Origin of the sequence: Citrobacter sp. MGH 55 (assembly GCF_016906145.1) — a bacterium.
GTDB lineage: Bacteria > Pseudomonadota > Gammaproteobacteria > Enterobacterales > Enterobacteriaceae > Citrobacter_A > Citrobacter_A amalonaticus.
Genome location: NZ_CP070239.1, coordinates 1,606,485 through 1,633,287, shown reverse-complemented (window position 1 = coordinate 1,633,287; position 26,803 = coordinate 1,606,485). Strand labels below are relative to the sequence as shown.

The following is a 26,803-nucleotide window of genomic DNA, read 5'->3' as shown; positions in this document are numbered from 1 at the left end:
CCCGTATGGCACTCCCCCGCATTACCCAAAAAGAGATGACCGAGCGCGAACAGCGCGAACTGAAAACGTTGCTGGATCGCGCCCGTATCGCGCATGGTCGTCAATTGACCAACGCAGAGACCAACAGCGTGAAGAAAGAGTACATTGATAAGCTGATGGTCTTGCGCGAAGCCGAGGCAAAAAAAGCCCGCCAGTTGAAGAAAAAGCAGGCTTATAAACCGGATGCTGAAGCGTCATTTTCCTGGTCAGCGAACACGCCAACGCGCGGCAGACGTTAACGTCCTTTCTTCTTACGCCCCGGCGAGGTAAAGCGTTTGCCGTTTGCCGCCGGGCGCGCTTTCTCTTTGTTCGCCGTCTTTTCGATTTTCACCACCGGACGCTTGATTCCCGCGGTTTTCGGCTTCGCTTTCGCCTTCGGTTTCGCTTCTGAAGAAGAGTTTTCGATAAGCTTAAACAGCGTAATTAGCTCATCATCCGTCAGGTCACGCCATTCTCCCAGTGGCAGACCGGACAGGCCAACGTTCATGATGCGCGTGCGTTCAAGCTTCACCACTTCATAACCGAAATGTTCGCACATGCGGCGGATCTGACGGTTCAGCCCCTGGATCAGGGTAATGCGGAATACAAACGGCGCCTCTTTCTTCACCTTACATTTTTTTGTGACAGTACCCAGAATCGGCACGCCGGCACTCATCCCACGAATAAACTCATCCGTAACCGGTTTGTCGACCGTGACCAGATACTCTTTTTCATGATCGTTACCGGCACGCAGGATCTTATTCACCAGATCGCCGTGGTTGGTCAGGAAGATCAGTCCCTGGGAATCTTTATCCAGACGGCCAATCGGGAATACGCGCTTGCTGTGGTTAACGAAATCAACAATATTGTCGCGCTCGCTGTCTTCGGTGGTGCTCACGATCCCCACCGGCTTGTTCAGCGCGATAAAGACCAGATCTTCCGCTTCACGCGGCTCAATCAACCGACCATTCACCTTCACGACGTCGCCAGGCATCACCTGGTCGCCAATGGTGGCGCGTTTGCCATTAATGAAGACATTCCCTTGCTCGATGAAGCGATCCGCTTCGCGGCGCGAGCAGATTCCGCTTTCACTGATGTATTTGTTGAGTCGTGTGGATGAGTCGGGCAGCATAATTTCTCCTTTGAATGCGGAATATACCTTACCTTGCTGGCGATAAAAAATAATCGTGCAAATTGGCCTCAGCGCTATTTGTGATCCGCCCCACCTTTCGACACAAAAGTGTCTCCGATCTTTACGTGCAATTTTGTTGAATGAAAATTAACAGAATCAAGAGATTAGGATTATGTGCACATCTGTGCCAACAACGAGCGCTCCGCACATCATATGTGCAACATTAATCGCCAGCTCATGACGCACAAAGAAGAGAAAATCGCTTTGAACTCCCCCTTTTATGAGGTTATATCAGATCAAGAGGGCAGATTGGTGATTTGCACAAATGTGCAGGAGTCTACAAATGGCGATGGAAAACAGTGATGATATCCGCCTGATCGTAAAAATAGCGCAGCTCTATTACGAACAGGATATGACACAAGCGCAGATCGCCCGTGAACTGGGGATTTATCGCACCACCATCAGCCGCCTGCTGAAACGCGGTCGTGAACAGGGCATCGTCACTATCGCCATCAACTACGATTACAACGAAAACCTGTGGCTGGAACAGCAGCTTAAACAACGATTCGGCCTCAAAGAAGCGGTGGTGATCACCTGCGACAACGAGCAGGAAGAGGAACAACTTGCCATGATGGGCGTGCACGGCGCGCAGTTGCTGGAACGTTTACTGGAACCCGGCGACATCATTGGTTTTTCCTGGGGACGCGCAGTACGCGCACTGGTCGAAGGGTTGTCGCCAGCCAGCCAGTCACGCCAGCTGATCTGCGTGCCGATTATCGGCGGGCCATCCGGGAAGCTCGAGAGCCGCTATCACGTCAATACGCTGACCTACGGCGCGGCGGCAAAGCTGAAAGGCGAATCACATCTGGCTGATTTTCCGGCACTGCTGGAAAATCCATTGATTCGCAACGGTATTATGCAGTCCCAGCACTTTAATTCGATTTCTGCCTACTGGGACAATCTGGATGTTGCGCTGGTAGGGATCGGTTCTCCGGCAATTCGCGACGGTGCAAACTGGCATGCCTTTTACGGCAGCGAAGAGAGTGACGACCTGCATGCCCGGCAGGTTGCCGGAGACATTTGCTCGCGCTTTTACGATATTAACGGCGTGACGGTGGAGACTACGATGAGCGAAAAAACGCTTTCCATCGAAACCAACAAATTAAAGCAAGCGCGTTATTCCATCGGCATCGCAATGGGTGAAGAAAAGCTTAGCGGCATTCTCGGCGCATTACGTGGAAACTATATTAATGCGCTGGTCACTAATAGCCATACCGCTGAATTATTGTTGAAGTAAATATACTCATCTTGATCCTGACGTAATTTATTTTATGCAGGGTCCCCTTCTCTGAATTTGGGAGTTAATTATGCAAACGTGGTTAAATCTACAGGATAAAGTCATTATTGTAACCGGCGGCGCATCCGGAATTGGCTTAGCCATTGTCGAAGAATTATTAGCACAAGGTGCAAATGTCCAGATGGCGGATATTCATGGCGGCGAAGCAAGGCATGAAGGTAATAACGACTACCACTTCTGGCCGACGGATATTTCCAGCGCCAAAGAGGTTAATCACACCGTGGATGAAATCATCCAGCGCTTTGGTCGTATTGATGGTCTGGTTAATAACGCTGGCGTTAACTTTCCCCGCCTGTTGGTCGATGAAAAAGCGCCTGCAGGAAAGTATGAATTAAACGAAGCCGCGTTTGAAAAAATGGTCAATATCAACCAGAAAGGCGTGTTTTTAATGTCACAGTCAGTGGCGCGCCAGATGGTGAAACAGCGTAACGGCGTTATCGTCAACGTCTCTTCGGAAAGCGGGCTGGAAGGGTCAGAAGGCCAGAGCTGCTATGCCGCAACGAAGGCGGCGCTGAATAGCTTCACCCGTTCCTGGTCAAAAGAGCTGGGCAAACACGGCATTCGCGTGGTCGGCATTGCTCCCGGGATTCTGGAAAAAACGGGACTGCGCACGCCAGAATATGAAGAAGCGCTGGCCTGGACCCGCAATATCACCGTTGATCAGCTGCGTGAAGGCTATAGCAAGAACGCGATTCCGATTGGCCGTTCGGGACGCCTGAGCGAAGTTGCTGATTTCGTTTGTTATCTTCTGTCTGAACGTGCCAGCTACATTACCGGAGTAACCACTAACATTGCGGGCGGAAAAACGCGCGGCTAAGGAGGCGTTATGGTCCATGCAATCTTCTGTGCTCACGGCAAACTAGCCTGCGCCATGCTGGAATCGGTGCACATGGTCTACGGTGACGCCAACGTTGAGGCGGTCGCCTTTGTCCCCGGCGAGAACGCCAGCGACATCGTCACAAAGCTGGAAAAGTTAGTGAGTGCTCACACTGATAGCGAATGGCTGATTGCCGTAGACCTGCAGTGCGGCAGTCCGTGGAACGCCGCGGCAACGCTGGCGATGCGCAATCCGGCCATCCGGGTGATCAGCGGCCTTTCCCTGCCGCTGGCGCTGGAACTGGTAGATAACCAGAGCAGTATGAATGTGGATGAATTGTGCGAACACCTGACGACCATTGCACAACAAACCTGCGTGGTCTGGCAGCATCTGGAAACGACCGAAGAGGATTTCTGATGAATATTACCCTTGCCCGTATTGATGACCGCTTGATCCACGGTCAGGTCACCACCGTCTGGTCGAAGGTGGCGAATGCCCAGCGGATTATTATCTGTAATGACGACGTTTATAATGATGAAGTGCGCCGGACATTATTACGCCAGGCCGCCCCACCGGGAATGAAGGTCAACGTGGTGAATATCGAAAAAGCCGTCGCGGTTTATCATAATCCACAGTATCAGGACGAGACTGTATTTTATTTATTTACCCGCCCACAGGATGCGCTGGCGATGGTCAAACAGGGCGTAAAAATTGCCACCTTAAATATTGGCGGCATGGCCTGGCGACCGGGTAAAAAACAATTAACCAAAGCCGTATCCTTAGATGACGATGATATTAATGCGTTTCGCGAACTGGATAAATTTGGCGTCACCCTGGATTTACGCGTGGTCGCCTCCGATCCCTCCATTAATATTCTCGAAAAAATAAAAGAACAGTCGTTCGCGGAATAAATAAAAGCGCCTGTATTTATTACACAGTCATTCTGGAAGCATCGCGGCGGCAAATGAGTGAATCCWCMGGMRCATARATAACGATGTGACTGGGGGTGAGTSACAAATCTGTCRGGAAMAGATTTGAACGTTGCGAAGCGACGGCCCGTCAGRGCGAGTCTCATGGATGAGACGAGTAATTCAGCCAACAAAGAGGCAACCTGAAGGACGACGTGTAAATGCTTTAACAGGCAGGGATATTCACATTTTAAGGTGACCCATTATGGAAATCAGTACCCTACAAATTATCGCCATATTTATATTTTCCTGTATTGCCGGAATGGGCAGCGTGCTGGATGAATTTCAGACCCACCGCCCGCTCATTGCCTGTACGGTTATCGGCCTGATCCTCGGTGATTTAAAAACCGGAGTGATGCTCGGCGGAACACTGGAGCTGATCGCGCTTGGCTGGATGAACGTTGGTGCCGCGCAATCTCCGGACTCCGCGCTCGCCAGTATTATCTCCGCCATTCTGGTTATCGTCGGGCAACAGAGCATCGCAACCGGTATCGCCATCGCACTGCCGGTCGCGGCGGCAGGCCAGGTCCTGACCGTCTTCGCCCGGACTATCACCGTGGTGTTCCAGCATGCGGCGGATAAGGCCGCAGAAGATGCGCGTTTTCGCACCATCGACATCCTCCATGTCTCTGCGCTGGGCGTCCAGGCGTTACGCGTCGCCATTCCGGCGTTAATTGTCTCGTTGTTTGTCAGTGCAGATATGGTCAGCAATATGCTCAACGCCATCCCGGAATTCGTCACTCGCGGCCTGCAGATTGCCGGTGGCTTTATCGTGGTGGTCGGTTACGCCATGGTGCTGCGCATGATGGGCGTGAAGTACCTGATGCCCTTCTTCTTCCTCGGTTTTATCGCCGGTGGTTACCTCGACCTGAGTCTGCTGGCCTTTGGCGGCGTCGGCGCGATTATTGCGCTGGTCTATATCCAGTTGAACCCACAGTGGCGTAAGGCCGAACCGCAGACGCAGACCTCCTCCTCCACCGCTCTTGACCAGCTTGATGACTAACGGAGCCCATCATGGAACAGAAAAAACTGACCAAATCTGACCTGTTTAGCATGTTTGTTCGCTCCAACCTGCAGCAGGCGTCTTTCAACTTTGAACGTATTCATGGGCTGGGTTTTTGCTACGACATGATCCCCGCCATCAAGCGCCTGTACCCGCTGAAAGAAGATCAGGTGGCGGCACTCAAGCGTCATCTGGTGTTCTTCAACACCACGCCAGCGGTGTGCGGCCCGGTGATTGGCGTTACCGCCGCGATGGAAGAGGCGCGAGCGAACGGGGCGGAAATCGATGATGGTGCGATCAACGGCATCAAAGTCGGTTTGATGGGGCCGTTGGCGGGCGTTGGCGACCCGTTAGTCTGGGGCACGTTGCGACCGATCACCGCCGCGCTCGGCGCGTCGCTGGCGTTGTCCGGCAACGTGCTCGGCCCGCTGCTGTTCTTCTTTATTTTCAACGCAGTCCGTCTGGCGATGAAATGGTACGGCTTGCAAATTGGCTTCAATAAAGGGGTCAACATCGTCAGTGACATGGGCGGCAACCTGCTGCAAAAACTGACTGAAGGCGCATCGATTCTCGGCCTGTTTGTGATGGGGGTGCTGGTCACCAAGTGGACCAGCATCAACGTGCCACTGGTGGTATCGCAAACCCCCGGCGCGGACGGCGGCACCGTCACGATGACCGTGCAGAACATCCTCGATCAGCTCTGCCCCGGCCTGCTGGCGCTGGGCCTGACGATGCTGATGGTTCGTTTGCTCAACAAGAAAATTAACCCGGTATGGCTGATCTTCGCCCTGTTTGGTCTGGGGATTATGGGTAACGCACTGGGCTTCCTGTCCTGATTTTTTCGCCCCGGTGGTCAGCCGGGACTATCGCTCAACATGAGGTGGAATATATGTTAACAACAGCTCTGCGCCTTTATGGCAAACGCGACCTGCGCCTGGAAACGTTCGAACTTCCAGAGATGCAGGACGATGAAATTCTGGCTACCGTGGTCACCGACAGCCTGTGCCTCTCCTCCTGGAAAGAGGCTAATCAGGGTGAGGATCATAAAAAGGTGCCGGACGATGTAGCGACCCACCCGATCATCATCGGCCACGAGTTCTGCGGCGATATTATCGCCGTGGGGAAAAAGTGGCAGCACAAGTTCCAGCCCGGCCAGCGCTATGTGATTCAGGCGAACCTGCAACTGGCGGATCGCCCGGATTGCCCCGGTTACTCCTTCCCGTGGGTGGGCGGCGAAGCCACACACGTCGTGATCCCCAATGTAGTGATGGAACAGGACTGCCTGCTGGCTTACGAAGGCGAAACGTACTTTGAAGGATCGCTGGTCGAGCCGCTCTCCTGCGTGATCGGCGCGTTCAACGCCAACTATCACCTGCAGGAAGGCACCTATAACCACAACATGGGGATTCGTCCACAGGGTCGCACGCTGATCCTCGGCGGGACGGGGCCAATGGGGCTGCTGGCGATCGACTATGCGCTGCATGGCCCGATCAACCCGGCGTTACTGGTGGTGACCGATACTAACCACGACAAGCTGAGCTATGCCCGTAAACACTATCCTTCTGAACCGCAAACGTTGATCCACTACCTGCACGCACAGGATGCCGCTTACGACACGCTGATGGCGCTGACCGGCGGCCACGGTTTTGATGATATTTTTGTCTTCGTGCCGAACGAACAACTGGTCACCCTGGCCTCTTCCCTGCTCGCCCCCGACGGTTGTATGAACTTCTTTGCCGGCCCGCAGGACAAGCAGTTCAGCGCCCCAATCAACTTCTACGATGTGCATTACGCCTTCACTCACTACGTGGGCACCTCGGGTGGGAACACTGACGATATGCGCACGGCGGTTAAACTGATTGAAGAGAAGAAAGTGCAGGCCGCCAAAGTGGTCACGCACATTCTTGGGCTGAATGCCGCAGGAGAAACCACGCTGGAGCTGCCGAAAGTGGGCGGCGGTAAAAAGCTGGTCTATACCGGGAAAGCGTTACCGCTAACCGCTCTCAGCCAGATTGACGATCCCGTGCTGTGCGCTATTCTGGAACGCCATTACGGGATTTGGTCTAAGGAAGCCGAACAGTATTTACTGTCGCACGCCGAGGAGATTTAACATGATTAACCGCGACACCCAGTTGTGCATGTCGCTTGCCGGTCGGCCCGGCAACTTTGGTACCCGCTTTCACAACTATCTGTATGAAAAGCTGGGTTTAAATTTCATCTACAAGGCGTTTACCACCCAGGATATTGAAGCGGCGGTGAAAGGGGTTCGCGCGTTAGGCATTCGTGGCTGCGCGGTATCGATGCCGTTTAAAGAGAGTTGTATGCCGTTTCTCGACGCGGTCGATCCATCGGCAAAAGTCATTGATTCCGTCAATACCATCGTCAATGACGGCGGCAGACTGACAGGCTACAACACCGATTATATGGCGGTAAAAAGCCTGATTGCCAGCCACCAGCTCGACACCACTGCGCGGGTGATGATTCGCGGCAGCGGCGGGATGGGCAAAGCGGTGATTGCCGCCTTTCGCGACGCCGGTTTTCGCGATGTGATCGTCGCCGCTCGTAACCGGGACAGCGGTCCGGCGTTGGCGAAACAGTATGGCTTTCAGTGGCAGCCGCTGCCGGAAGGCATTGCCTGCGACATTCTGGTCAATGTCACGCCCGTCGGCATGGCCGGAGGTAAAGAGAGCGAAGAGCTGGCGTACAGCGAAGCCATGGTCGCCAGCGCCAGCGTAGTGTTCGATGTCGTTGCCCTGCCGCCGGATACCCCGGTGATCAAACTGGCGCAGAAGCTGGGTAAAAAGACCATCAGCGGCGCAGAAGTAATTGCGTTGCAGGCCGTGGAGCAGTTCGCAATGTACACCGGCGTACGCCCGGATGACGCGCTGATTAGTGAAGCCGCTGAATTTGCCCGGGCGGGGTAACATGTGCAAATAACCCTCCTCTGATGACGCTGAGGAGGGTTATTAAACGCGTAATCACAACGTTCAGAAACTGTAGCGGATACCCAGTTGACCACTATAAGGCGTCTCGATATGTTGGCCTTTTTCGTAGCTGACTTCTCCCCATGCGGACCACCGATCGTTTAGCTTCGCGGTCATCCCCAGGCCATATTTGCCGCTTGTCCCCGACAGGTCATTTTTGAACTTCTCAGTGTGGTTAATGACGACGTCGTTGTTCTTCATAAACTCATGACGAACGGCCACTCTCGCATACGGCTGTAACAGTGTCCCATCTACCAGCGTCACATTCTTACCGAAGGTTAACCCGGTTTCCCCTTTTAACGATCGCGCAGCATCCGCTTTAACCGACATGCCACTGTCGAGTTTGTAGTGGGTCTGGTCGCCAATAAACCATGATGCCTGGAGATAGGGTTCAACAAACCACGTCTCAAGCGCAATATGCTTACCGATCTCGACTGAAGCCCCGCCGCCAACGGTATTATCTTTCGCATGGGTGCGTCCGCCGTTGAAGTAGGGGTTGTTCTCCGTACGGAAATAGTTGGCTTTCAACACACCATCGATGTAATAACCGCTGTTGTGTAACCAGGTCGTGTACAGTCCAATGCCGTAACTGTCCGCTTTGCCGTTGGTACTGGATGAGTCGAGATCCGCACGCGTATAGGAAGCCATACTGCCCATAATCAGTGCGCTATTTTCTAAATCAAAACGCTTATCACCACCGAGCATCACACCGTTCACATCCTGACGGTAAGCCACGTGCTCTGTGGAAACGCGGTAGCGGCTACTGATGTATTTACCCCATGCGCCCTCTTCGTAGTCACGCATCTGACGAATTTCACCGAGACGGGTTCGCAGCGTTGACAACTCAGCGTCCCACAAAGTGGGTGTCACATTCGCCATGGCAATAACCGCTTTCGCGCTTTCTGATAAATCCGGCTTAACTCCCGGTTCAGGATTCGGTTCAGGCGAAGGTCCCGGACCCGGCTCAGGATCCGGGCCTGGCTCAGGTTCTGGCGTATTCGCCTGCGGTGACAAATACCAGTTATCCTTATCGCTATCGGCGCCATGCACCAGATAGTATTTGTACGCACCAAGATCGACGCTGCCGTTGGTCATCGCAAAGGTGTCTGCCCCGCTCCCATTCGCATAAATTAAGTGATAAGGAGTAGCCGCTCGACTGCGTAACTCACTTCCGGAATCATGCACCGTGACCTTAAATTGCCCCATCACGGCATCGGAAACGTTCAGAAAATCCCCAATCCCGCCGGACAGATTGGTGTTCATAACGAAAGTCCCGGTCCCCTCCAGCGTGGTGAGTTCAAGACGGTTAAATTGCCCCGCGTTGCGTCCCTCTGGCGCACTAAAATTGACCACACCATTATGCGTTAAGGCTTTAATCGTCGTGACGGATTCCGCAGTATCCGCGTTGTGTTTTAAGTACAGAACGGAAGAAGGGCCTTGTAAGTCCACCGACGCGGCCCAGGCGCCCTTACCCAGATTCCCCGTCCAGTCGTGTACACTTCCCCCTTCCATAGTCAGTGAACCGTCTTCTACCGTCAGTGCCCCCGTTGAATAGCCTCCATAGGCAATCAGGCTGCTCCCGCCATTGCGAAGCGTTGTGTTCGAAATATGCCCCAGCGCAAGCACTTCCTGACGGCCGCCATCGATAACCGTATTACTGGCTTCACCGTACCAGGCAAGTTGCTGAAGGCCGCCCGCATGAACGGTCGTATTTGTCGCGTTAGCGCGAATGCCACCGGTCCATCCAGATTGCTCCACCCAGTTTCCCCCAACCCAGCCACCTTTCTGACCATTGACAAGTTGAGTGCCATAGACCTGTGTGCCATCGGCATTGCCGGTTTGAATACGTTGCAAACCACCGGCATGGATGGTGGCGTCCTTCGCCTGCTGCCCATTGACACGAACGTTGGAATTACTGTCGGAAACCCAGTCTCCATCGCTCCATTGACCGTCTACGCCAGTAATCACCTGCGTGCCATAGACCTGCGCATTTTCTGAAATACCCGAGGTTATCGTTTGTCGCGCACCGGCATAAACGGTGGTATTGCGGTCCGCAACGAACTCTTCGCCTTTACCGCTAAACACCTGCTGGAAGGCGCCGTTATACAGGTACGTATCCAAAGCCAGACCGCTGGCAAGCTGATAGCTGTTGGCGCCTATGTGCGAGTTTTTCGCGGTCCCGTTATAAATGATTTGCTGGCCGCCATTTTGCACAATGGTATCTTCAGCCAACGCCGTACTGGTGACTGAGAGCACCTGAATACCGCCATCGATGAGATTCGCCTGAGCATAAGCACGGCCTCCAACAGTCTGTCGACCACCGGCTTTCACCACGGTGTCATACGCCTGTGAATCACCATTCATCGTCAGGGCACCGTTATTCTCAACCAGTGTATGGAAGGCTTTCCCATCGCCATTAAGTTGCAATACACCTGTTTCAATGTTCCCTTTACTATTGGTGTATTCCCCTTTCACCGTGGTATTCACGGCTTCAGAACCGGCGGCATCGTATATACCGTCACCGATATTAAGCTGCACAGAATTCAACGTATTGTTATAACTATACGACTCATTTAATAACGTCACGACCTGTTTAGAAAAAGCAGGATTGATCAGCGTAATTTCCTGGTTAGCAATATATTTTTTATCTTTGATGGAAAAAGTGGAATAGCCTTTCTCCCAGGTTTCTTTCACCCAATCCCAGTGATTCGTATAATCCGAATTCGATAATAAGTCGTCCGGCATCGTGGTAGTTTGCACGGGTGGATAAGGTGTGGGAAGCATTTCCGCCGCAGTCAGTGGGTACGCGGTTAAACATAACGCGGGGAAAAAAGTATGGTAAAAAACGCGTTTCATATCTACATCCATAGTTAATAAGATCCCTATTAAACGGGCAGTTCTATCTTGCTTATAAATATTCCACTGGACGCTCAGGCATCAGAAATATTCATACTGGACAATGATTATTAATTCGAAATAAGGAGATGTTCGAGTTTTCGTACTTTAAATTTCCGCGCGACCGTGGTCTTCCATCCCTGCAAGGTGGAATACGCGCGGCAGTGTTTCTCTTGTAAATAGCCCATACTTCCCCCTTCAAGATAATGCCGCAGAAGTAAAACGTCTCTTGAAGAGAGTAAACAGGCAGGCCCCGGGAAGGACCAGACGATTTGCCGCCCGGTCGCGACAGTATCCAGACCGCGAATAACATCATGAACAGAGCAACGCGATTCGAAGATTGCGCTGACGGCGTGACATTTCAGGTGCCAGAAAAAAGCCAGCGGCATGAGTCGTTGGGTTGAAATAATAATCAACTGATAACCACTCTTGCTCAATTGAGAGAACGATCGAAAAAAAAGCTTTAAGGTATAACTATTAAGATTAATAAACAGATAGTCTGAGCCGGAATGAGAATTAGTCACTTTTCTGGCCAGCGCAGAGATACCCGTGGAAAAATAAACATCATTTTCAGGCCAACTGGCAATATGGCTCTTCTTTACATATTCCTTTGTCATACAGATGATGCTCCCTATATCCTGGACAGCCTGTTTTTTATTTTCAGGGGGTATTTATTATCCGGCGAGGTTATTTATTCTGACGATGTCCGGCACACCCACTCTGCTGCTGTCGGTATAATATTGATTCAAACAGAATAGTACATGAGCAATATTGATTGTCAAACCTGATCGATAAAACAAAATCAATAGTTAAAGACTATCACTTGAAAGGTATCGATCGTTGTAATCGATCTTTTTTTCGGAATTTACCTTACTGTTTGTAAGTAAAACAAAAAGATACATAAATTTTAATTTTTGGTAAAAATCCTATATTTCAGTGAGTTACAATAATTTTTCCATTCGAATTGAAATGTTTAGTTACATAATAATGAAAATAGCGACACTGTTGTTGATCAGAGGACAGACGTCAATGCTTCAGCATGGGCCAGAAACCTCATAGTGCTTATCGCAATACGCTTAAGCCTGTTCGGGATAAATCCAGGGCAATGCCGCAATGTTGCTGTTTTAAATTAGTAACCGTCAAAATTTAAAAATCCCCTTCTCACTTTTCATAAAGAGTGAATAAACATCTCAACTACGATAAATTCAATCACGCCTGGTTTATTGTATTATCAAGGCGTTACATGTTCATACTGGCAGAGTGAGAAATATCTTCACTCGCTTTAATACGCACATCGTGCATTTTTCATCATTGAGTCAGTGGTCCTTTCTACACCCCCTTCCAACATCGTGAGCCATGTCAGTAAGGCGCTACACTGTCAGTGGTAGCATGACCGCGTTTTGTCATTTACTGATTACAGGGAGAAAGGATGGAACTGCTTTTATTGAGTAACTCGACACTGCCGGGTAAAGGCTGGATGGAGCATGCGCTGCCGCTGATTGCGGAGCAACTGGAGGGGCGCCGTTCGGCAGTATTTATCCCCTTTGCAGGCGTCACACAAACCTGGGATGAATACACAGAAAAAACGGCTGCAATCTTCGCCCCGATGGGCGTCAAGGTGGTGGGTATTCACACCGTGACTGATCCGGTGGCGGCCATTGAAAATGCGGAAGTGGTGATTGTCGGCGGCGGTAATACTTTTCAGTTACTGAAAGAGAGCCGCGAGCGCGGGTTGCTGGCACCGATTGTTGACGTGGTTAAACGCGGTGCGCTGTACATTGGCTGGAGTGCGGGTGCCAACCTCGCCTGCAAGACCATCCGCACCACCAACGACATGCCGATTGTTGATCCGCAAGGTTTTGATGCGCTGGGCCTGTTCCCGTTGCAGATTAACCCGCATTTCACTAACGCGCTGCCGGAAGGACACAAAGGCGAAACGCGTGAACAGCGTATTCGCGAGCTGCTGGTTGTCGCGCCTGAACTGACGGTGATCGGTCTGCCGGAAGGCAACTGGATTAAAGTGAGTAAGGGTCAGGCGGTGCTTGGCGGTCCGAACACCACCTACGTGTTCGAAGCCGGTAAAGACGCCGTTGCCGTTGAGGCAGGTCACTGCTTTTAACCGACGTTGTCGGATGGCAGCGTAAATGCTTTATCCGGCCTGCAATGAGCGCAATTTGTAGGCCGGATAAGCGCTATCCGGCATTACCGCCTGTTAGTAATCATCCCGCTCGTCATCTTCGTCCGGCTGTTCCAGCACGCTGTAAGCCACGGAACAGAACAACGAGTTCAGACGTTGCATATCCCCCAATAATCCCAGGTGCAGGGAGCTGGTCTCGATACTTTGTACGTTCTGCTGATGCAGACGATCAACGTGCGCATGCGAGTAACGGCGATTCAGTATGCGGAAACGATGCTTGCTACGGCGCAACCGCCGGGCACTGGTCACGTCGCCGGAGAAGAAGACCGACATCGCCAGTTGCAGGTTGCTGAGCAACTGGTCGTACAGCGCATCCAGCTCTTTTAACCCCTCAATAGAAAACGCCCGCCGCGCCGCCAGCGATTTATCAGCAATCTCGCTCCCCATGCGCTCCACAATATCCGACGCCTGTTCAAGGTTAAGCGACATCTCGATGATCTCCGCCCAGCGGCGCGACTCCTCTTCCGCCAGTTCCTCTTTCGGCATCCGCGCCAGATAGAGTTTGATGGCAGTGTAGAGCACGTTGATGTCATCCGCGATTTTGCGCAGTTCCTTCTCTTCGCGCGGCTCGCCATGCATCACCTTCTTCAGCCCTTCCATCATCTGTTCCATCGCATCGCCGATGCGCAGCGCCTCACGGGCGGCATTGGCGAGCGCAAGGGTCGGCGTATCCAGCGCGCTAACGTCCAGATGCTTTGGCTTGAGATGCGCATCCAGCTCAGGCTCGTCGCGGATGATGCGCTTACAAAAGCGCGCCATCGGCTCGGCAAAAGGAATCATTGCCAGGCAGCGGACCAGGTTGTAGAAAACATGGAAATAGATCACCAGCTCGGATTTCGCCAGCGGCAATTCATCCATCAGATTCGCCAGCGGATGGACAAATGGCAGAATAATCAGGCTGCCCACCAGCTTAAACAACAGACTGCCAAGCGCCACGCGACGAGCCGCGGCATTGGCCGCGCTGTTGTTGAGCATCGCCAGCAGGCCGGAACCGAGGTTGGCGCCAATCACCAGACACAGCGCCACCGGGAAGGAGATGATCCCCGCCGCGGTCAGGGTGGCCGTGAGCAGTACCGCCGCCAGGCTGGAATAACTGATGATCGCGAACATCGCGCCAATGAGCGCATCCAGCATGATATCGCCGGTCAGCGAGGCAAAAATGACCTGTACGCCGTTGGCCTGGGTTATAGGGGTGACGGCCTGGACAATCAGTTCCAGCGCCAGCAGGATCAGGCCAAGGCCGATCCCCACGCGCCCCAGTTGTCCGGCGCGTGACTGTTTACGGCCGAGGAAGAAGATCACGCCGATAAAAATCAACAGCGGCGAGAGCCACGATAAATCGAAGGTGAGGATACGCGCCATCAGCGCGGTCCCTACGTCTGCACCAAGCACAATCACCAGCGCAGGCGTCAGTGCGACCAGATCCTGAGCAACAAACGAGGTTACCAGCATGGTGGTGGCATTACTGCTCTGCACCAGCGCAGTGACGCCAATTCCCGCGCAGAAGGCGAGCGGTTTCTTTTCGACGCTACGGCTAAGCACGGTTCGCAGGCGAGCGCCGAACACACGCATCACGCCAGTACGCACAATATGGGTACCCCAGACCAGCAGGGCGACAGCAGAAAGCAGGTGGAGCAGGGTTAGCACGGAATCAGGTACTCCTTATCATTTACACTTTATCCTTCAAGCTGCCTCTTTGTTGGCTGCGCCTGCTCACTCCAGTCACTTACTTCAGTAAGCTCCTGGAGATTCCCAGGCTTGCCGCCTCGACGCAACTTGAATGATTGCGTGTAAAAATATAACCAGAGAGGTCATCGCCTTCTTCCAGTATAAGGGTTTAAACGCAAGAAAGAGACAGGGTGCCCGACAAGCACCCTGTTAGTTGTAAGGAAAGATGACAGTTTCGTGAATCAGTCGGCGTCATAGCCCAGGTTAGGGGCCAGCCAGCGCTCAACGTCAGAAACACTCATCCCTTTACGGAACGCGTAGTCTTCCACCTGATCGCGCTGAATCTGTGCAACCGCGTAATACTTGCTGTCCGGATGGCTGAAGTACCAGCCGGAAACCGATGCGCCAGGCCACATGGCGAAGGATTCGGTAAGCTTCATGCCGGTGTGCTTTTCCACTTCCAGCAACTGCCAGATGGTGCCTTTCTCGGTATGCTCCGGACAGGCCGGGTACCCCGGCGCCGGACGAATCCCCTGGTAGTTTTCGCGAATCAGCTCTTCATTGCTGAGATTTTCGTTCGGCGCATAGCCCCAGTAGACCTTACGCACGCGCTCATGCAGGTATTCCGCGAAGGCTTCCGCCAGACGGTCGGCAAGCGCTTTCACCATGATCTTGTTGTAATCATCGTGCTGCGCTTCAAACGCATCCGCCAGCGTGTCCTCCTCCAGACCACCGGTCACCGCAAAAGCACCGATGTAGTCCGCTTTGCCGGTCAGCTTCGGCGCCACGAAGTCAGACAGACAGTAGTTAGCAAAGCCCACTTTTTCAGTCTGTTGACGCAGATGATGGCTGACCGTCAGCACGTGCGTTCGCGTTTCGTCACGATAGATTTCGATGTCATCACCCACGCGGTTTGCCGGGAACAGCCCCACCACACCCCGCGGATTCAGCGCCTTCTCTGCGCTCAATTTATCCAGCATGTCGTTGGCATCGTTAAACAGGCGCTTCGCCTCTTCACCTACCACTTCATCTTCCAGAATGCGCGGATACTTCCCGGCCAGCGACCAGGTCATAAAGAACGGCGTCCAGTCGATGTAGTTACGCAGCGTTTCGATGCTGGCTTCGACCTCCTGCACACCCAGACGGTGCGCCACTGGCGGGGTATAGCTTTCCCAGTCAAACGCCAGATCGTTATCCCGCGCGGCGGCGAGCGTCACCGGCGGCGTGCGCGGTTTCTTACGCCCATGCTGGATGCGCACGGTTTCATACTCTTTACGGGTACGGGCGACAAAGTCATCGCGCTGGGTATCAGAAAGCAACGCGGCGACCACGCCGACGGTGCGCGAAGCGTTCTGCACATACACCGTAGGGCCGCTGTAGTTCTGCTCGATTTTCACCGCCGTGTGCGCTTTCGAGGTCGTCGCGCCGCCAATCAGCAGCGGAATGGTGAAGCCCTGACGCTCCATCTCTTTCGCCACGTTGACCATTTCGTCCAGCGACGGGGTAATCAGCCCGGAAAGGCCTATCAGATCCGCATTCACCTCTTTGGCGGTTCGGAGAATTTTCTCCGCCGGCACCATCACGCCAAGATCGACGATTTCGTAGTTGTTACATTGCAGGACCACGCCAACGATATTTTTGCCGATATCGTGGACATCGCCCTTCACGGTGGCGATGACCATTTTGCCATTGCTGGAGCCTTTCTCTTTACTGGCTTCGATAAACGGTTCGAGATACGCCACCGCCTGTTTCATTACGCGGGCGGATTTCACTACCTGCGGCAGGAACATTTTTCCTTCGCCGAACAGGTCGCCGACGACGTTCATCCCGTCCATCAGCGGCCCTTCAATCACCTCAATCGGGCGGGCCGCCTGCTGACGCGCCTCTTCGGTGTCCTGCTCGATAAACTCGGTGATGCCTTTAACCAGCGAGTATTCGAGGCGCTTTTTCACTTCCCAGGTGCGCCACTCCGCCAGTTGTGCGTTGGCCGCCTCATCACTCTTGCTACCGCGATATCTCTCCGCCAACTCCAGCAATCGTTCGGTGCCGTCATCACGCCGGTTGAGGATCACATCCTCCACCGCATCGCGCAGCTCGGCAGGGAGATCGTCGTAAATCGCCAGTTGCCCGGCGTTGACAATCCCCATGTCCATACCGTTACGAATGGCATAGTAGAGGAACACCGCGTGAATGGCTTCGCGCACCGGATCGTTACCACGGAACGAGAACGATACGTTGGACACGCCGCCGGAGATCAACGCATGCGGCAGCTCGCGTTTGATGTCTTCACAGGCACCGATAAAGTCCTGCGCGTAGTTATTGTGCTCATCAATACCGGTCGCCACCGCGAAAATATTCGGGTCGAAAATGATGTCTTCCGGCGGGAAGCCCACCTCCTCGGTGAGGATCCTGTACGCCCGGCGGCAAATCTCGATTTTACGCGCACGCGTATCCGCCTGGCCCTGCTCATCAAAGGCCATCACCACCACCGCCGCACCGTAGCGGCGCAGCAGCTTCGCATGATGGATAAAGGTTTCAACCCCCTCTTTCATTGAGATGGAGTTAACGATGCCTTTCCCCTGGATGCACTTCAGCCCTTTCTCAATGACGTCCCATTTTGAGGAGTCAATCATGATCGGCACACGAGCAATGTCAGGCTCACCGGCGATCAGGTTGAGAAAGCGCACCATCGCCGCTTCGGCGTCGAGCATCCCCTCATCCATGTTGATATCAATAATCTGTGCGCCGCTTTCTACCTGCTGACGGGCAACGTCCAGCGCTTCGCTGTATTTTTCTTCTTTGATCAGGCGCTTAAATTTGGCGGAGCCGGTAACGTTGGTACGCTCACCGACGTTTACAAACAGGCTGTCGTCGCCAATATTCAGCGGTTCGAGACCGGATAAGCGGCAGGCCACCGGGATCTCCGGCAACGGGCGCGGTGCCAGTCCCTCGACCGCCCTGCTCATTGCCGCGATGTGTTCCGGTGTGGTGCCGCAGCAGCCGCCAACGATATTCAGGAAGCCCGCTTCGGCCCATTCGCGGATCTGTTTTGCCATCGTATCGGCATCGAGATCGTATTCACCGAAAGCGTTGGGCAGCCCGGCGTTCGGATGTGCAGTCACGTAACATTCAGCAATGCGAGACAGTTCCTGCACATACTGACGCAGTTCATCCGGCCCCAGCGCGCAGTTGAGGCCGAAAGTGAGAGGTTCAGCATGGCGCAGGGAGTTGTAAAACGCCTCTGTCGTTTGCCCGGAAAGGGTACGTCCAGAAGCATCGGTGATGGTGCCGGAAATCATGATCGGCAGGTCGATGCCCAGCGCTTCCAGCTCTTCTTTCACCGCAAAAATCGCCGCTTTCGCGTTCAGCGTATCAAAGACGGTTTCGATCAAAATCAGGTCACTGCCACCTTCCACCAGCGCTTTGGTGGATTCGCGGTAAGCAGCCACCAGTTGATCAAAGGTGATATTACGAAATGCCGGGTCATTCACATCCGGCGAGATCGATGCGGTCCGGTTGGTTGGGCCGAGAACGCCCGCAACATAGCGCGGTTTTTCCGGGGTACGGGCAGTCCACTCATCGGCACAGGCACGCGCCAGTTTCGCGGCGGCAAAGTTGATCTCCGCCGACAGGGATTCCATCTGGTAATCCGCCATCGCGATGGGGGTGGAGTTAAACGTGTTGGTTTCAATGATGTCCGCGCCCGCGTCAAAGTACGCGTTATGAATCGCGGCGATCACCTCTGGCTTACTCAGCACCAGCAGGTCATTGTTGCCTTTCAGGTCGCACGGCCAGTCGGCAAAGCGTTCACCACGGAAATCCTCTTCACTCAGACGATAGCTCTGGATCATCGTGCCCATGCCGCCGTCCAGCACCAGAATACGTTCATTTAACTGCGCACGCAGTTGTTCAACTTTGCTGCTCACACTTGCTCCCGACAACGCTTAACCAGACCGAAAAAGTCAACAAAACATAGTGGCATAAACAGGGCTGACGGAAAAGCCAACAACGGGCAACATGAGACATGTTCAGCTTCACTCATCCGATCAGTACAAGACTTCTTGCATTATAATTGAATAAAACGAAAATGATTTCCACGATACAGAAAAGGAATGCGCTATGGTTGCACCCGTTCCCGCCAAACGCGGCAGAAAACCCGCCGCGACGACCGCACCCGCTGCCGGACAGGTTCAGTCGCTGACCCGTGGCCTGAAACTACTGGAATGGATCGCGGAATCCAACGGCAGCGTGGCATTGACCGAGCTGGCACAGCAGGCTGGCCTGCCGAACTCCACGACTCATCGCTTACTGACCACTATGCAGCAGCAGGGCTTTGTGCGTCAGGTGGGTGACCTTGGACACTGGGCGATAGGGGCGCATGCGTTTATCGTCGGCAGCAGCTTTTTACAGAGCCGCAATTTGCTGGCGATCGTCCACCCTATTCTGCGCAAACTGATGGAAGATTCCGGCGAAACGGTGAATCTGGCGGTGCTGGATCAAAGTGATCATCAGGCAATTATCATTGACCAGGTACAGTGTACCCAACTGATGCGTATGTCCGCGCCGATTGGCGGTAAGCTGCCGATGCACGCCTCTGGCGCAGGCAAAGCGTTTTTAGCACAACTGAGCGAAGAACAGGTGACCCAGTTGCTGCACCGCAAAGGGCTGCATGCATACACCCACGCGACGCTGGTCTCCCCGGTTCATCTGAAGGACGACCTCGCCCAGACCCGCAAGCGCGGTTATTCCTTTGATGATGAGGAACATGCGCTCGGTCTGCGTTGTGTCGCGTCGTGCATTTATGACGAACACCGCGAGCCGTTCGCAGCAATCTCTATCTCTGGCCCGATTTCGCGCATCACGGACGACCGCGTGACCGAGTTTGGCGCGATGGTGATCAAGGCGGCGAAAGAGGTGACGCTGGCATACGGCGGGATTCGTTAAACAAAATCCTCCTCAGGAGCATTTTCGGCAAGCCTGATAAGCGTCGTGCCATCAGGCAGGTCGGCGCACATTGCCGGATGGCGGCGCAAGCGCCCGGTCGGTTTCATAACGCACGCTGAATCGCTGGCGACGGCGATATGCGTAAACATCTTCAACATGCCCTTCCCGAATGCGCGTCTGTAATGCGCGCCAGTAATCGGCACGAAACAGATCGGCGTGCATCTCCTCAAACAGCGGTCCGATGCGTGGGTCGGCGCATAACCAGTGGCGAAACTCCTCAGGAAACACATCGCCAGGGGATACGCTATACCAGGGCTCGGCACTCATCTCATCTTCCGGGTAGCGTGGCGGCGGGATGTCCCGGAAATTCACTTCCGTCATGTAGCAGATTTCATCGTAATCGTAGAACACCACGCGACCATGACGGGTGACGCCAAAGTTTTTGAACAGCATGTCGCCGGGGAAAATATTGGCGGCGGCAAGCTGGCGAATCGCGTTGCCGTATTCCTCAATCGCATCCCGCAGTTGCTGACCTTCGACCTGCTCAAGCCAGATATTGAGCGGCACCATCCGCCGCTCAATATAGAGATGACGGATGACAATCTGCTCACCAAGATCGGTTATCTTTTCCGGCACTTCCTCAAGTAACAGCGCCATCAATGCCGGATCGATCTGACGTTTATCCAGCACGAAATTTTCGAACTCCTGGGTATCTGCCATGCGTCCCACGCGATCGTGCTCTTTCACCAGTTGATAGCAGGCGCGAACGTGGGCGGCAGACATCTCTTTTTGCGGCGCGAACTTATCTTTAATGATTTTAAAAACCCGGTCGAACCCCGGCAGCGTAAAGACCAGCATCACCATGCCACGTATGCCCGGCGCTTCAATGAACTGCTCATCGCAGCTGCGCAGATACAACAAATACTCGCGATAGCTCTCGGTCTTCGCATGTTTCTGACAGCCAATCGCCATGTATAACTCAGCGGTGGTTTTTCCTGGCAGGATCTCGCGCAACCATTCCACCAGCGCGGCGGGCAGCGGCGCGTACACCATAAAATAGGAACGAGCGAAACCGAACACGATACTGGCTTCTGCCGTGGTGGTCAGGCAGGTATCCACAAACAATTCACCTTCATCGGTGCGATGAATCGGCAGCAAAAAGGGCAACGTGGCGGATGGCGTGATGAGTTTGCCGACCAGCCATGCGGCTTTATTGCGATAAAACAGCTCGTTAGCCACCTGTAGATGGCACTGCTGCAACGTCTCCTCACCAAAGGTTTCACGCAGATGTGCAATGATATAGCGAATATCGCGCCCTTTGTTCTGCCAGGGCAGGCGCAACGGCAGATCGCTGAGAATGCGGGTGAGCAGCGGTTCCCAACCGCTATCCGGGAAGAAATCTTTTGCCAGCGGACGCGGGATCGTCCGGAAACGACGTTCCGGCTGGGAGCTAAAAATAAAGAGCCGCTCGGGAGTGAGCGAGCGGTGGTCAAATAACCGACAATATACGGAGTTAAAAAAGCTCTCCGCAATCTCGAAGCGCGGGTAATCCGGCAGGAGCCCGGTGTAATGCTCTTTTACACGCAGCAAAAATGCGGCGTCGGTACTTTTGCCGCCAGTGATGCAGCGCAGTTGTTCCACCACCAGACCCACGTGGTGATCGTAGAGGTGAATACGGCTTTTCATCGCCTGCTGCACGGCATGCCAGTCAGCCTGTTCAAAGCGCTGTTGCGCGCCGGAGGTCACTTCCAGAAATCGACCATACTGGGCGTCGAAACCTTGCAAAATCGTCTGAGCAATCAGTAACTCCAGGCCACGCGTCATCGCTTCTCCTCATCCGGCACAACGTCATGCCGGATAGCGCGTCTGCTTATCCGGCCTACATCCCTTCGTAGGCCCGGTAAGCGCAGCGCCACCGGGCATTAATCAAAACTGCGATTCTTCGGTCGAGCCGGTCAGCGCGGTCACCGAGGAAGTGCCGCCCTGAATGATGGTGGTGACTTTATCAAAGTAGCCTGTACCCACTTCCTGCTGATGGGACACGAAGGTGTAACCGTCTTTAGCCGCCGCAAATTCCGGCTGCTGAACCTTCTCAACATAGTGGCGCATGCCTTCACCCTGCGCGTAGGAGTGCGCAAGGTCGAACATGTTGAACCACATGCTGTGAATACCTGCCAGGGTAATGAACTGGTATTTGTACCCCATATCTGACAACTGCTGCTGGAAGCTGGCGATGGTCTTATCGTCCAGATTCTTCTGCCAGTTGAACGACGGCGAACAGTTATAGGCCAGCAGTTTACCTGGGAATTTCGCATGAATCGCATCGGCAAAACGCTTCGCCAGTTCCAGATCCGGCGTCGAGGTTTCACACCACACCAGATCGGCATATGGGGCGTAGGCCAGGCCACGGCTGATCGCCTGCTCAATGCCGGCATGCGTACGGAAGAATCCTTCACTGGTGCGCTCGCCGGTAATAAATTCGCTGTCGTATGGGTCACAGTCGGAGGTGATCAGATCCGCCGCATCCGCATCGGTACGCGCAATCACCAGCGTCGGGACGCCCATAACGTCTGCCGCCAGACGCGCAGCCACCAGTTTCTGAATCGCTTCCTGAGTTGGCACCAGCACTTTACCGCCCATATGACCACATTTCTTCACCGAGGCCAGTTGATCTTCGAAGTGAACAGCCGCTGCACCGGCCTCAATCATCGACTTCATCAGCTCAAACGCATTCAGTACGCCGCCAAACCCGGCTTCCGCATCGGCGACGATTGGCAGGAAGTAATCCACATAGCGCGGATCGTTGGGCTCAATACCGCTGGACCACTGGATCTGATCCGCACGGCGAAAGGTGTTGTTGATCCGATCCACCACTGCCGGAACAGAGTTTGCCGGGTAGAGTGATTGATCCGGGTACATACTGGACGCCAGGTTGGCATCCGCCGCGACCTGCCACCCCGACAGATACACTGCTTCGATACCCGCTTTCGCCTGCTGTAACGCCTGACCACCGGTCAGCGCGCCAAGGCTGTTGATGTAACCTTTTTTCGATTCGCCGTGCAGCAGACGCCACATTTTGGCCGCGCCCAGCTGCGCCAGCGTGCATTCCGGGTTAACCGAGCCGCGTAATTTCACCACTTCCTCCGCGCTGTACGGGCGACGGATGCCTTCCCAGCGCGGTTGTGTCCATTCTTTCTGTAATGCTTCGATCTGTTGGGTACGGGTTTTCATGTGCAGATGCTCCATATTATTCTCCTGGCTTCCCAGGCGTTATTGGTGAAGGCTGTTTGGTCACGGGAAGCCGCGCAAAAACCGGAGCGTACTTATCGTACGTGAGGATTTTGAGCACGGCCCGGGGCCAAAATGGCGAACAAAATAGCCTGGGCATTTACGCCAGCAGGCGGTAGCCTGGCAATGTCAGGAAATCGATTAATTCGTCAGAAGTGGTGATTTGCTCCATCAGGCGCGCGGCATCATCAAAACGGCCGCTGCTGTAACGGTGTTCACCCAGTTCGTCCTGGATGACCCGCATCTCTTCAGCCAACATCTGGCGGAACAGCGCCTTAGTGACCGGTTTGCCGTTGCTCAGGGTTTTCTCGTGATGGATCCATTGCCAGATTGACGTACGGGAGATTTCCGCTGTCGCCGCATCTTCCATCAGGCCATAAATCGGCACGCAGCCGTTGCCGGAGATCCACGCTTCGATGTACTGCACTGCAACGCGAATATTGGCGCGCATCCCCTCTTCCGTACGCTCGCCTTCACAGGGTGCCAGCAATTGTTCTGCGGTAATCGGCGCGTCTTCATCACGGGTCACAAACAGCTGGTTTTTGTTCTCGCCGAGCACCTCGTTAAAGACTGCCATCGCGGTATCCGCCAGTCCCGGATGCGCAATCCACGTGCCGTCGTGGCCGTTATTGGCTTCCAGCGCTTTATCCGCTTTCACCTTGCTGAGTACCTGATTATTGCGTTCAGCGTCTTTGCTCGGGATGAATGCCGCCATACCGCCCATCGCGAAGGCACCACGTTTGTGACAGGTTTTAATCAGCAGACGCGAATAGGCGCTAAGGAAAGGCTTATCCATCGTCACCACCTGGCGGTCCGGCAGAACGCGATCCGGATGATTCTTCAGCGTTTTGATATAGCTGAAGATGTAATCCCAGCGACCACAGTTCAGCCCGACAATATGGTCACGCAGCGCGTGCAGGATCTCGTCCATCTGGAACACGGCCGGCAGGGTTTCAATCAGCAACGTGGCTTTAATCGTACCGCGCGACAGATTGAAACGATCTTCGGTATAGCTGAAGACTTCGCTCCACCAGGCTGCTTCCTGCCAGGCCTGCGTTTTCGGCAGGTAAAAATAGGGACCGCTGCCTTTGGCCAGCAACGCTTTGTAGTTATGGAAGAAATAGAGGGCAAAATCGAACAGACTGCCGGGGATCGCTTCACCGCGCCAGGTCACATGTTTTTCCGGCAGGTGCAGACCACGAACACGGCAAATCAGTAATGCCGGATTGGGCTTCAACTGATAGATTTTGCCAGCTTCATTGGTGTAGCTGATGGTGCCGTTTACCGCGTCACGCAGGTTGATATGCCCGTCGATCACTTTGCTCCATTCCGGTGCCAGCGAATCTTCGAAATCGGCCATAAAAACCTTCACATTCGCGTTCAACGCATTGATGACCATCTTGCGTTCAACCGGTCCGGTGATTTCGACCCGACGATCCTGTAAATCCTCCGGAATGCCGCGAATCTTCCAGCCTCCGTTTCTAATGGAAACAGTTTCCGAAATAAAATCAGGCAATATACCGTTGTCGATATCCCGCTGCTGCTGAAGACGAGCCGCGAGCAGCTTATTGCGCTTCGTCGTAAAGCGCGCCACCAGTTCAGTGAGAAATTCGACCGCTTCATCGGTCAGGATCTGCTTCTCTGGCTCACCATGGGGCCTGGTAAAGATCAATTCATCGGTAGTCGTTGCCTGTTGATTCATTCTGTAACTCCTCGTCATTGATAACAAAGCATTCCCAATGCGAACGAAGGATCGTTGTGCGCTTTTCGTTCAGCACAACTAAGACTACTCATTTAAATTTCAAAATCAAAAACAATTTCCATTTTTAATTTAATTATCAATTAACCTATTGATAACAATAAAAATAAAGTTTAATCACAAGTTGAAGTGCATTTCGGAAATAAAAAAGGCACCTGAAGGTGCCTGATTCACTATGCTGAAACGCTTTAGGATCGTCAGCGACAGACGATTAATCCAGCGTTGGATTCATGTGACGCAGATCATATGGTGTGATCTGGTAGACGTAATAGTTGAGCCAGTTGATGAACAGCAAATTACCGTGGCTTCGCCAGGTAGCGCGAGGTTTGTTTTGGGGATCGTTTTGCGGGAAATAATTGTAGGGAACGTCGGGGTTTAATCCGGCTTCTACATCGCGGAAATATTCGCTACCTAATGTGTTGGCATCATATTCCGGATGGCCCGTGACAAACGCAATGCGTTTATCTTTGCTGGCAAAAAGATAGGCATCACCATTCTCAGTCTCGGCGAGGATCTCAAGATCGGTGTAGTCACGGATCAACACTGACGGGAAATCAGCATAGCGTGAATGTGGGGCCAGGAACGAATCATCAAAACCCCGCGTCAGCAGTGCATGAGGGTGAAGAATATGATGCTCATAAACGCCAGAAAGCTTATCAGTGCGGGTCTGTTTCGGAATACCGTAGAGGATATTAAGCGCTGCCTGGACCGCCCAACAGACAAACAGCGTTGAGGTGACATGATCTTTCGCCCACTCCAGCACCTGTTTGATCTGTGGCCAGTAGGCAACATCATTGAACTCCACCAGACCCAGCGGCGCGCCGGTGACGATCAAGCCATCGAAGTTCTGATCGCAGATATCCTCAAAGTTACAGTAGAAGTTGTTCAGATGCTCTGCTGGCGTATTACGCGACTCACGCGCATCAATGCGCAGTAACTGTACATCCACCTGCAACGGAGAGTTCGACAGCAGCCGCAAAAACTGATTTTCCGTTTCGATTTTTTTCGGCATCAGGTTGAGGATGAGTACCTTTAGCGGACGAATTTCCTGACCTGAAGCACGGGAAGTCGTCATAACAAAGACGTTTTCCTCGCGTAAGAAATTGACGGCGGGTAGCTCGTCCTGCACACGAATCGGCATAACCTGATAACCTCACTACATACGTTTAAACGTTTAGACATCCAGATAGCTGAAGATACTCAGAAATCACGCCAATGTCGAGCCTGCATGTTAAAGGTGAGAAAGTTTCACGACGACGGATACGTTAGAATATAAGCATAATGAAAAGGAGAGAATATGGTTATTAACATACGCCGATCGCGGCATGATGAAGGGGACAAACTGATTGCAATCTGGTGCCGTTCGGTCGACGCCACGCATGATTTTCTGTCTAAAGAGTACCGCATCGAGCTGGAGGAGCTGGTCCGCTCGTTTTTACCCGAAGCCCCTTTATGGGTTGCCGCTAATGAGCAGGATGAGCCCGTCGCGTTTATGTTGCTCACTGGAGAGCATATGGATGCGCTGTTTGTTGATCCCGATATTCGGGGCTGTGGCGTGGGTAAACTGTTGATTGAGCATGCGCTTTCGCTAGCGCCCGCGTTGACCACTAACGTGAACGAGCAGAATGAACAAGCTGTTGGATTCTATAAGAAGATGGGATTCAGGGTGACAGGGCGTGCAGAGGTCGACGATCTTGGGCAGCCATATCCGTTATTGCATTTGTGTTACCACAGAGCCTCGTCCTGACTGCAGGCCGGATAAGGCAAAGCCAC

General features: G+C 53.4%; 21 protein-coding genes. 12 read left to right on the top strand and 9 right to left on the bottom strand.

Annotated features, from left to right (window positions below):
• Nucleotides 1-5 precede the first annotated feature (5 nt).
• Complete coding sequence (locus JTI98_RS06670; RefSeq protein ID WP_042321003.1) at nucleotides 6-278, top strand: DUF3811 domain-containing protein; 273 nt, start codon at nucleotides 6-8, stop codon at nucleotides 276-278.
• Here JTI98_RS06670 and rluF read toward each other — a convergent pair.
• The gene (rluF, locus tag JTI98_RS06665) at nucleotides 275-1,150 is read right to left on the bottom strand and encodes a 23S rRNA pseudouridine(2604) synthase RluF (protein WP_054176733.1); all 876 of its coding nucleotides are present in this window, start codon (nucleotides 1,148-1,150) and stop codon (nucleotides 275-277) included. The two genes, JTI98_RS06670 and rluF, sit on opposite strands and share 4 nt — an antisense overlap.
• Nucleotides 1,151-1,499: 349 nt before the next feature.
• Here rluF and JTI98_RS06660 point away from each other — a divergent pair, with 349 nt between their 5' ends.
• From JTI98_RS06660 to JTI98_RS06625, 8 genes are all read left to right on the top strand, one after another.
• A complete protein-coding gene (locus tag JTI98_RS06660) occupies nucleotides 1,500-2,447 on the top strand; it encodes a sugar-binding transcriptional regulator (protein ID WP_044268586.1) in 948 nt (315 codons plus the stop codon).
• 70 nt (nucleotides 2,448-2,517) lie between these two features.
• Nucleotides 2,518-3,324 (top strand): SDR family oxidoreductase, encoded by an 807-nt coding sequence (locus JTI98_RS06655; RefSeq protein ID WP_044328435.1) that lies wholly within the window; start codon nucleotides 2,518-2,520, stop codon nucleotides 3,322-3,324.
• Nucleotides 3,325-3,333: 9 nt separating this feature from the next.
• The gene (locus tag JTI98_RS06650; RefSeq protein ID WP_054176735.1) at nucleotides 3,334-3,741 is read left to right on the top strand and encodes a mannose/fructose/sorbose PTS transporter subunit IIA; all 408 of its coding nucleotides are present in this window, start codon (nucleotides 3,334-3,336) and stop codon (nucleotides 3,739-3,741) included.
• A complete protein-coding gene (locus tag JTI98_RS06645; protein ID WP_042999004.1) occupies nucleotides 3,741-4,235 on the top strand; it encodes a mannose/fructose/sorbose PTS transporter subunit IIB in 495 nt (164 codons plus the stop codon). Before JTI98_RS06650 ends, JTI98_RS06645 begins: the two co-directional genes overlap by 1 nt.
• A 262-nt stretch (nucleotides 4,236-4,497) precedes the next feature.
• A complete protein-coding gene (locus JTI98_RS06640; RefSeq protein WP_042999003.1) occupies nucleotides 4,498-5,295 on the top strand; it encodes a PTS mannose/fructose/sorbose transporter subunit IIC in 798 nt (265 codons plus the stop codon).
• An 11-nt stretch (nucleotides 5,296-5,306) separates the two neighbouring features.
• Nucleotides 5,307-6,131, top strand: a complete 825-nt coding sequence (locus tag JTI98_RS06635; protein WP_042999002.1) for a PTS system mannose/fructose/sorbose family transporter subunit IID — start codon at nucleotides 5,307-5,309, stop codon at nucleotides 6,129-6,131.
• A gap of 53 nt (nucleotides 6,132-6,184) precedes the next feature.
• The gene (gene sorE / locus JTI98_RS06630) at nucleotides 6,185-7,405 is read left to right on the top strand and encodes an L-sorbose 1-phosphate reductase (RefSeq protein WP_216082060.1); all 1,221 of its coding nucleotides are present in this window, start codon (nucleotides 6,185-6,187) and stop codon (nucleotides 7,403-7,405) included.
• Between the two features lies 1 nt (nucleotide 7,406).
• The gene (locus JTI98_RS06625) at nucleotides 7,407-8,219 is read left to right on the top strand and encodes a shikimate 5-dehydrogenase (RefSeq protein WP_054176737.1); all 813 of its coding nucleotides are present in this window, start codon (nucleotides 7,407-7,409) and stop codon (nucleotides 8,217-8,219) included.
• 63 nt (nucleotides 8,220-8,282) lie between these two features.
• On the opposite strand, the gene JTI98_RS06620 is transcribed toward JTI98_RS06625, so the two are convergent.
• Both JTI98_RS06620 and JTI98_RS06615 read right to left on the bottom strand, forming a co-directional pair.
• The gene (locus tag JTI98_RS06620; protein WP_252869626.1) at nucleotides 8,283-10,973 is read right to left on the bottom strand and encodes an autotransporter outer membrane beta-barrel domain-containing protein; all 2,691 of its coding nucleotides are present in this window, start codon (nucleotides 10,971-10,973) and stop codon (nucleotides 8,283-8,285) included.
• A 272-nt stretch (nucleotides 10,974-11,245) separates the two neighbouring features.
• Nucleotides 11,246-11,791 carry a hypothetical protein gene (locus tag JTI98_RS06615; protein WP_042998998.1) on the bottom strand — a complete coding sequence of 182 codons (546 nt, stop codon included), beginning with the start codon at nucleotides 11,789-11,791 and terminating at the stop codon, nucleotides 11,246-11,248.
• Nucleotides 11,792-12,603: 812 nt separating this feature from the next.
• On the opposite strand from JTI98_RS06615, the gene pepE reads away from it, so the two are divergent.
• Nucleotides 12,604-13,293 (top strand): dipeptidase PepE, encoded by a 690-nt coding sequence (pepE, locus tag JTI98_RS06610; RefSeq protein WP_044253414.1) that lies wholly within the window; start codon nucleotides 12,604-12,606, stop codon nucleotides 13,291-13,293.
• A gap of 93 nt (nucleotides 13,294-13,386) precedes the next feature.
• Here the strand turns inward: pepE and JTI98_RS06605 are convergent, their stop codons facing one another.
• Nucleotides 13,387-15,018, bottom strand: coding sequence for a Na/Pi cotransporter family protein (locus tag JTI98_RS06605; RefSeq protein ID WP_042998996.1), 1,632 nt, complete (start codon nucleotides 15,016-15,018; stop codon nucleotides 13,387-13,389).
• Nucleotides 15,019-15,281: 263 nt separating this feature from the next.
• Entirely contained in the window at nucleotides 15,282-18,965 is a 3,684-nt protein-coding gene (metH, locus tag JTI98_RS06600) for a methionine synthase (RefSeq protein ID WP_046401377.1), read from the bottom strand.
• 193 nt (nucleotides 18,966-19,158) lie between these two features.
• Here metH and iclR point away from each other — a divergent pair, with 193 nt between their 5' ends.
• Entirely contained in the window at nucleotides 19,159-19,983 is an 825-nt protein-coding gene (gene iclR / locus JTI98_RS06595) for a glyoxylate bypass operon transcriptional repressor IclR (RefSeq protein ID WP_042320966.1), read from the top strand.
• Between the two features lie 51 nt (nucleotides 19,984-20,034).
• Here the strand turns inward: iclR and aceK are convergent, their stop codons facing one another.
• From aceK to metA, 4 genes are all read right to left on the bottom strand, one after another.
• On the bottom strand, nucleotides 20,035-21,807 hold the full coding sequence (gene aceK / locus JTI98_RS06590) for a bifunctional isocitrate dehydrogenase kinase/phosphatase (protein WP_042998993.1): 1,773 nt from the start codon (nucleotides 21,805-21,807) through the stop codon (nucleotides 20,035-20,037).
• A gap of 102 nt (nucleotides 21,808-21,909) precedes the next feature.
• Nucleotides 21,910-23,214 (bottom strand): isocitrate lyase, encoded by a 1,305-nt coding sequence (aceA, locus tag JTI98_RS06585; RefSeq protein WP_043001801.1) that lies wholly within the window; start codon nucleotides 23,212-23,214, stop codon nucleotides 21,910-21,912.
• 157 nt (nucleotides 23,215-23,371) lie between these two features.
• Nucleotides 23,372-24,973: a malate synthase A gene (gene aceB / locus JTI98_RS06580; RefSeq protein WP_216082058.1), complete on the bottom strand. Its 1,602-nt coding sequence runs from the start codon at nucleotides 24,971-24,973 to the stop codon at nucleotides 23,372-23,374.
• A 268-nt stretch (nucleotides 24,974-25,241) separates the two neighbouring features.
• The gene (gene metA / locus JTI98_RS06575) at nucleotides 25,242-26,171 is read right to left on the bottom strand and encodes a homoserine O-succinyltransferase (protein ID WP_042998991.1); all 930 of its coding nucleotides are present in this window, start codon (nucleotides 26,169-26,171) and stop codon (nucleotides 25,242-25,244) included.
• A gap of 156 nt (nucleotides 26,172-26,327) precedes the next feature.
• On the opposite strand from metA, the gene JTI98_RS06570 reads away from it, so the two are divergent.
• A complete protein-coding gene (locus JTI98_RS06570; protein ID WP_216082057.1) occupies nucleotides 26,328-26,777 on the top strand; it encodes an acetyltransferase in 450 nt (149 codons plus the stop codon).
• Nucleotides 26,778-26,803 lie beyond the last annotated feature (26 nt).

Bases quoted from the DNA above. Each gene is read 5' to 3' on its own strand.
- JTI98_RS06670 (WP_042321003.1), top strand. From the start codon at position 6: ATGGCACTCCCCCGCATTACCCAAAAAGAGATGACCGAGCGCGAACAG.
- rluF (WP_054176733.1), bottom strand. From the start codon at position 1,150: ATGCTGCCCGACTCATCCACACGACTCAACAAATACATCAGTGAAAGC.
- JTI98_RS06660 (WP_044268586.1), top strand. From the start codon at position 1,500: ATGGAAAACAGTGATGATATCCGCCTGATCGTAAAAATAGCGCAGCTC.
- JTI98_RS06655 (WP_044328435.1), top strand. From the start codon at position 2,518: ATGCAAACGTGGTTAAATCTACAGGATAAAGTCATTATTGTAACCGGC.
- JTI98_RS06650 (WP_054176735.1), top strand. From the start codon at position 3,334: ATGGTCCATGCAATCTTCTGTGCTCACGGCAAACTAGCCTGCGCCATG.
- JTI98_RS06645 (WP_042999004.1), top strand. From the start codon at position 3,741: ATGAATATTACCCTTGCCCGTATTGATGACCGCTTGATCCACGGTCAG.
- JTI98_RS06640 (WP_042999003.1), top strand. From the start codon at position 4,498: ATGGAAATCAGTACCCTACAAATTATCGCCATATTTATATTTTCCTGT.
- JTI98_RS06635 (WP_042999002.1), top strand. From the start codon at position 5,307: ATGGAACAGAAAAAACTGACCAAATCTGACCTGTTTAGCATGTTTGTT.
- sorE (WP_216082060.1), top strand. From the start codon at position 6,185: ATGTTAACAACAGCTCTGCGCCTTTATGGCAAACGCGACCTGCGCCTG.
- JTI98_RS06625 (WP_054176737.1), top strand. From the start codon at position 7,407: ATGATTAACCGCGACACCCAGTTGTGCATGTCGCTTGCCGGTCGGCCC.
- JTI98_RS06615 (WP_042998998.1), bottom strand. From the start codon at position 11,791: ATGACAAAGGAATATGTAAAGAAGAGCCATATTGCCAGTTGGCCTGAA.
- pepE (WP_044253414.1), top strand. From the start codon at position 12,604: ATGGAACTGCTTTTATTGAGTAACTCGACACTGCCGGGTAAAGGCTGG.
- iclR (WP_042320966.1), top strand. From the start codon at position 19,159: ATGGTTGCACCCGTTCCCGCCAAACGCGGCAGAAAACCCGCCGCGACG.
- aceK (WP_042998993.1), bottom strand. From the start codon at position 21,807: ATGACGCGTGGCCTGGAGTTACTGATTGCTCAGACGATTTTGCAAGGT.
- aceA (WP_043001801.1), bottom strand. From the start codon at position 23,214: ATGAAAACCCGTACCCAACAGATCGAAGCATTACAGAAAGAATGGACA.
- aceB (WP_216082058.1), bottom strand. From the start codon at position 24,973: ATGAATCAACAGGCAACGACTACCGATGAATTGATCTTTACCAGGCCC.
- metA (WP_042998991.1), bottom strand. From the start codon at position 26,171: ATGCCGATTCGTGTGCAGGACGAGCTACCCGCCGTCAATTTCTTACGC.
- JTI98_RS06570 (WP_216082057.1), top strand. From the start codon at position 26,328: ATGGTTATTAACATACGCCGATCGCGGCATGATGAAGGGGACAAACTG.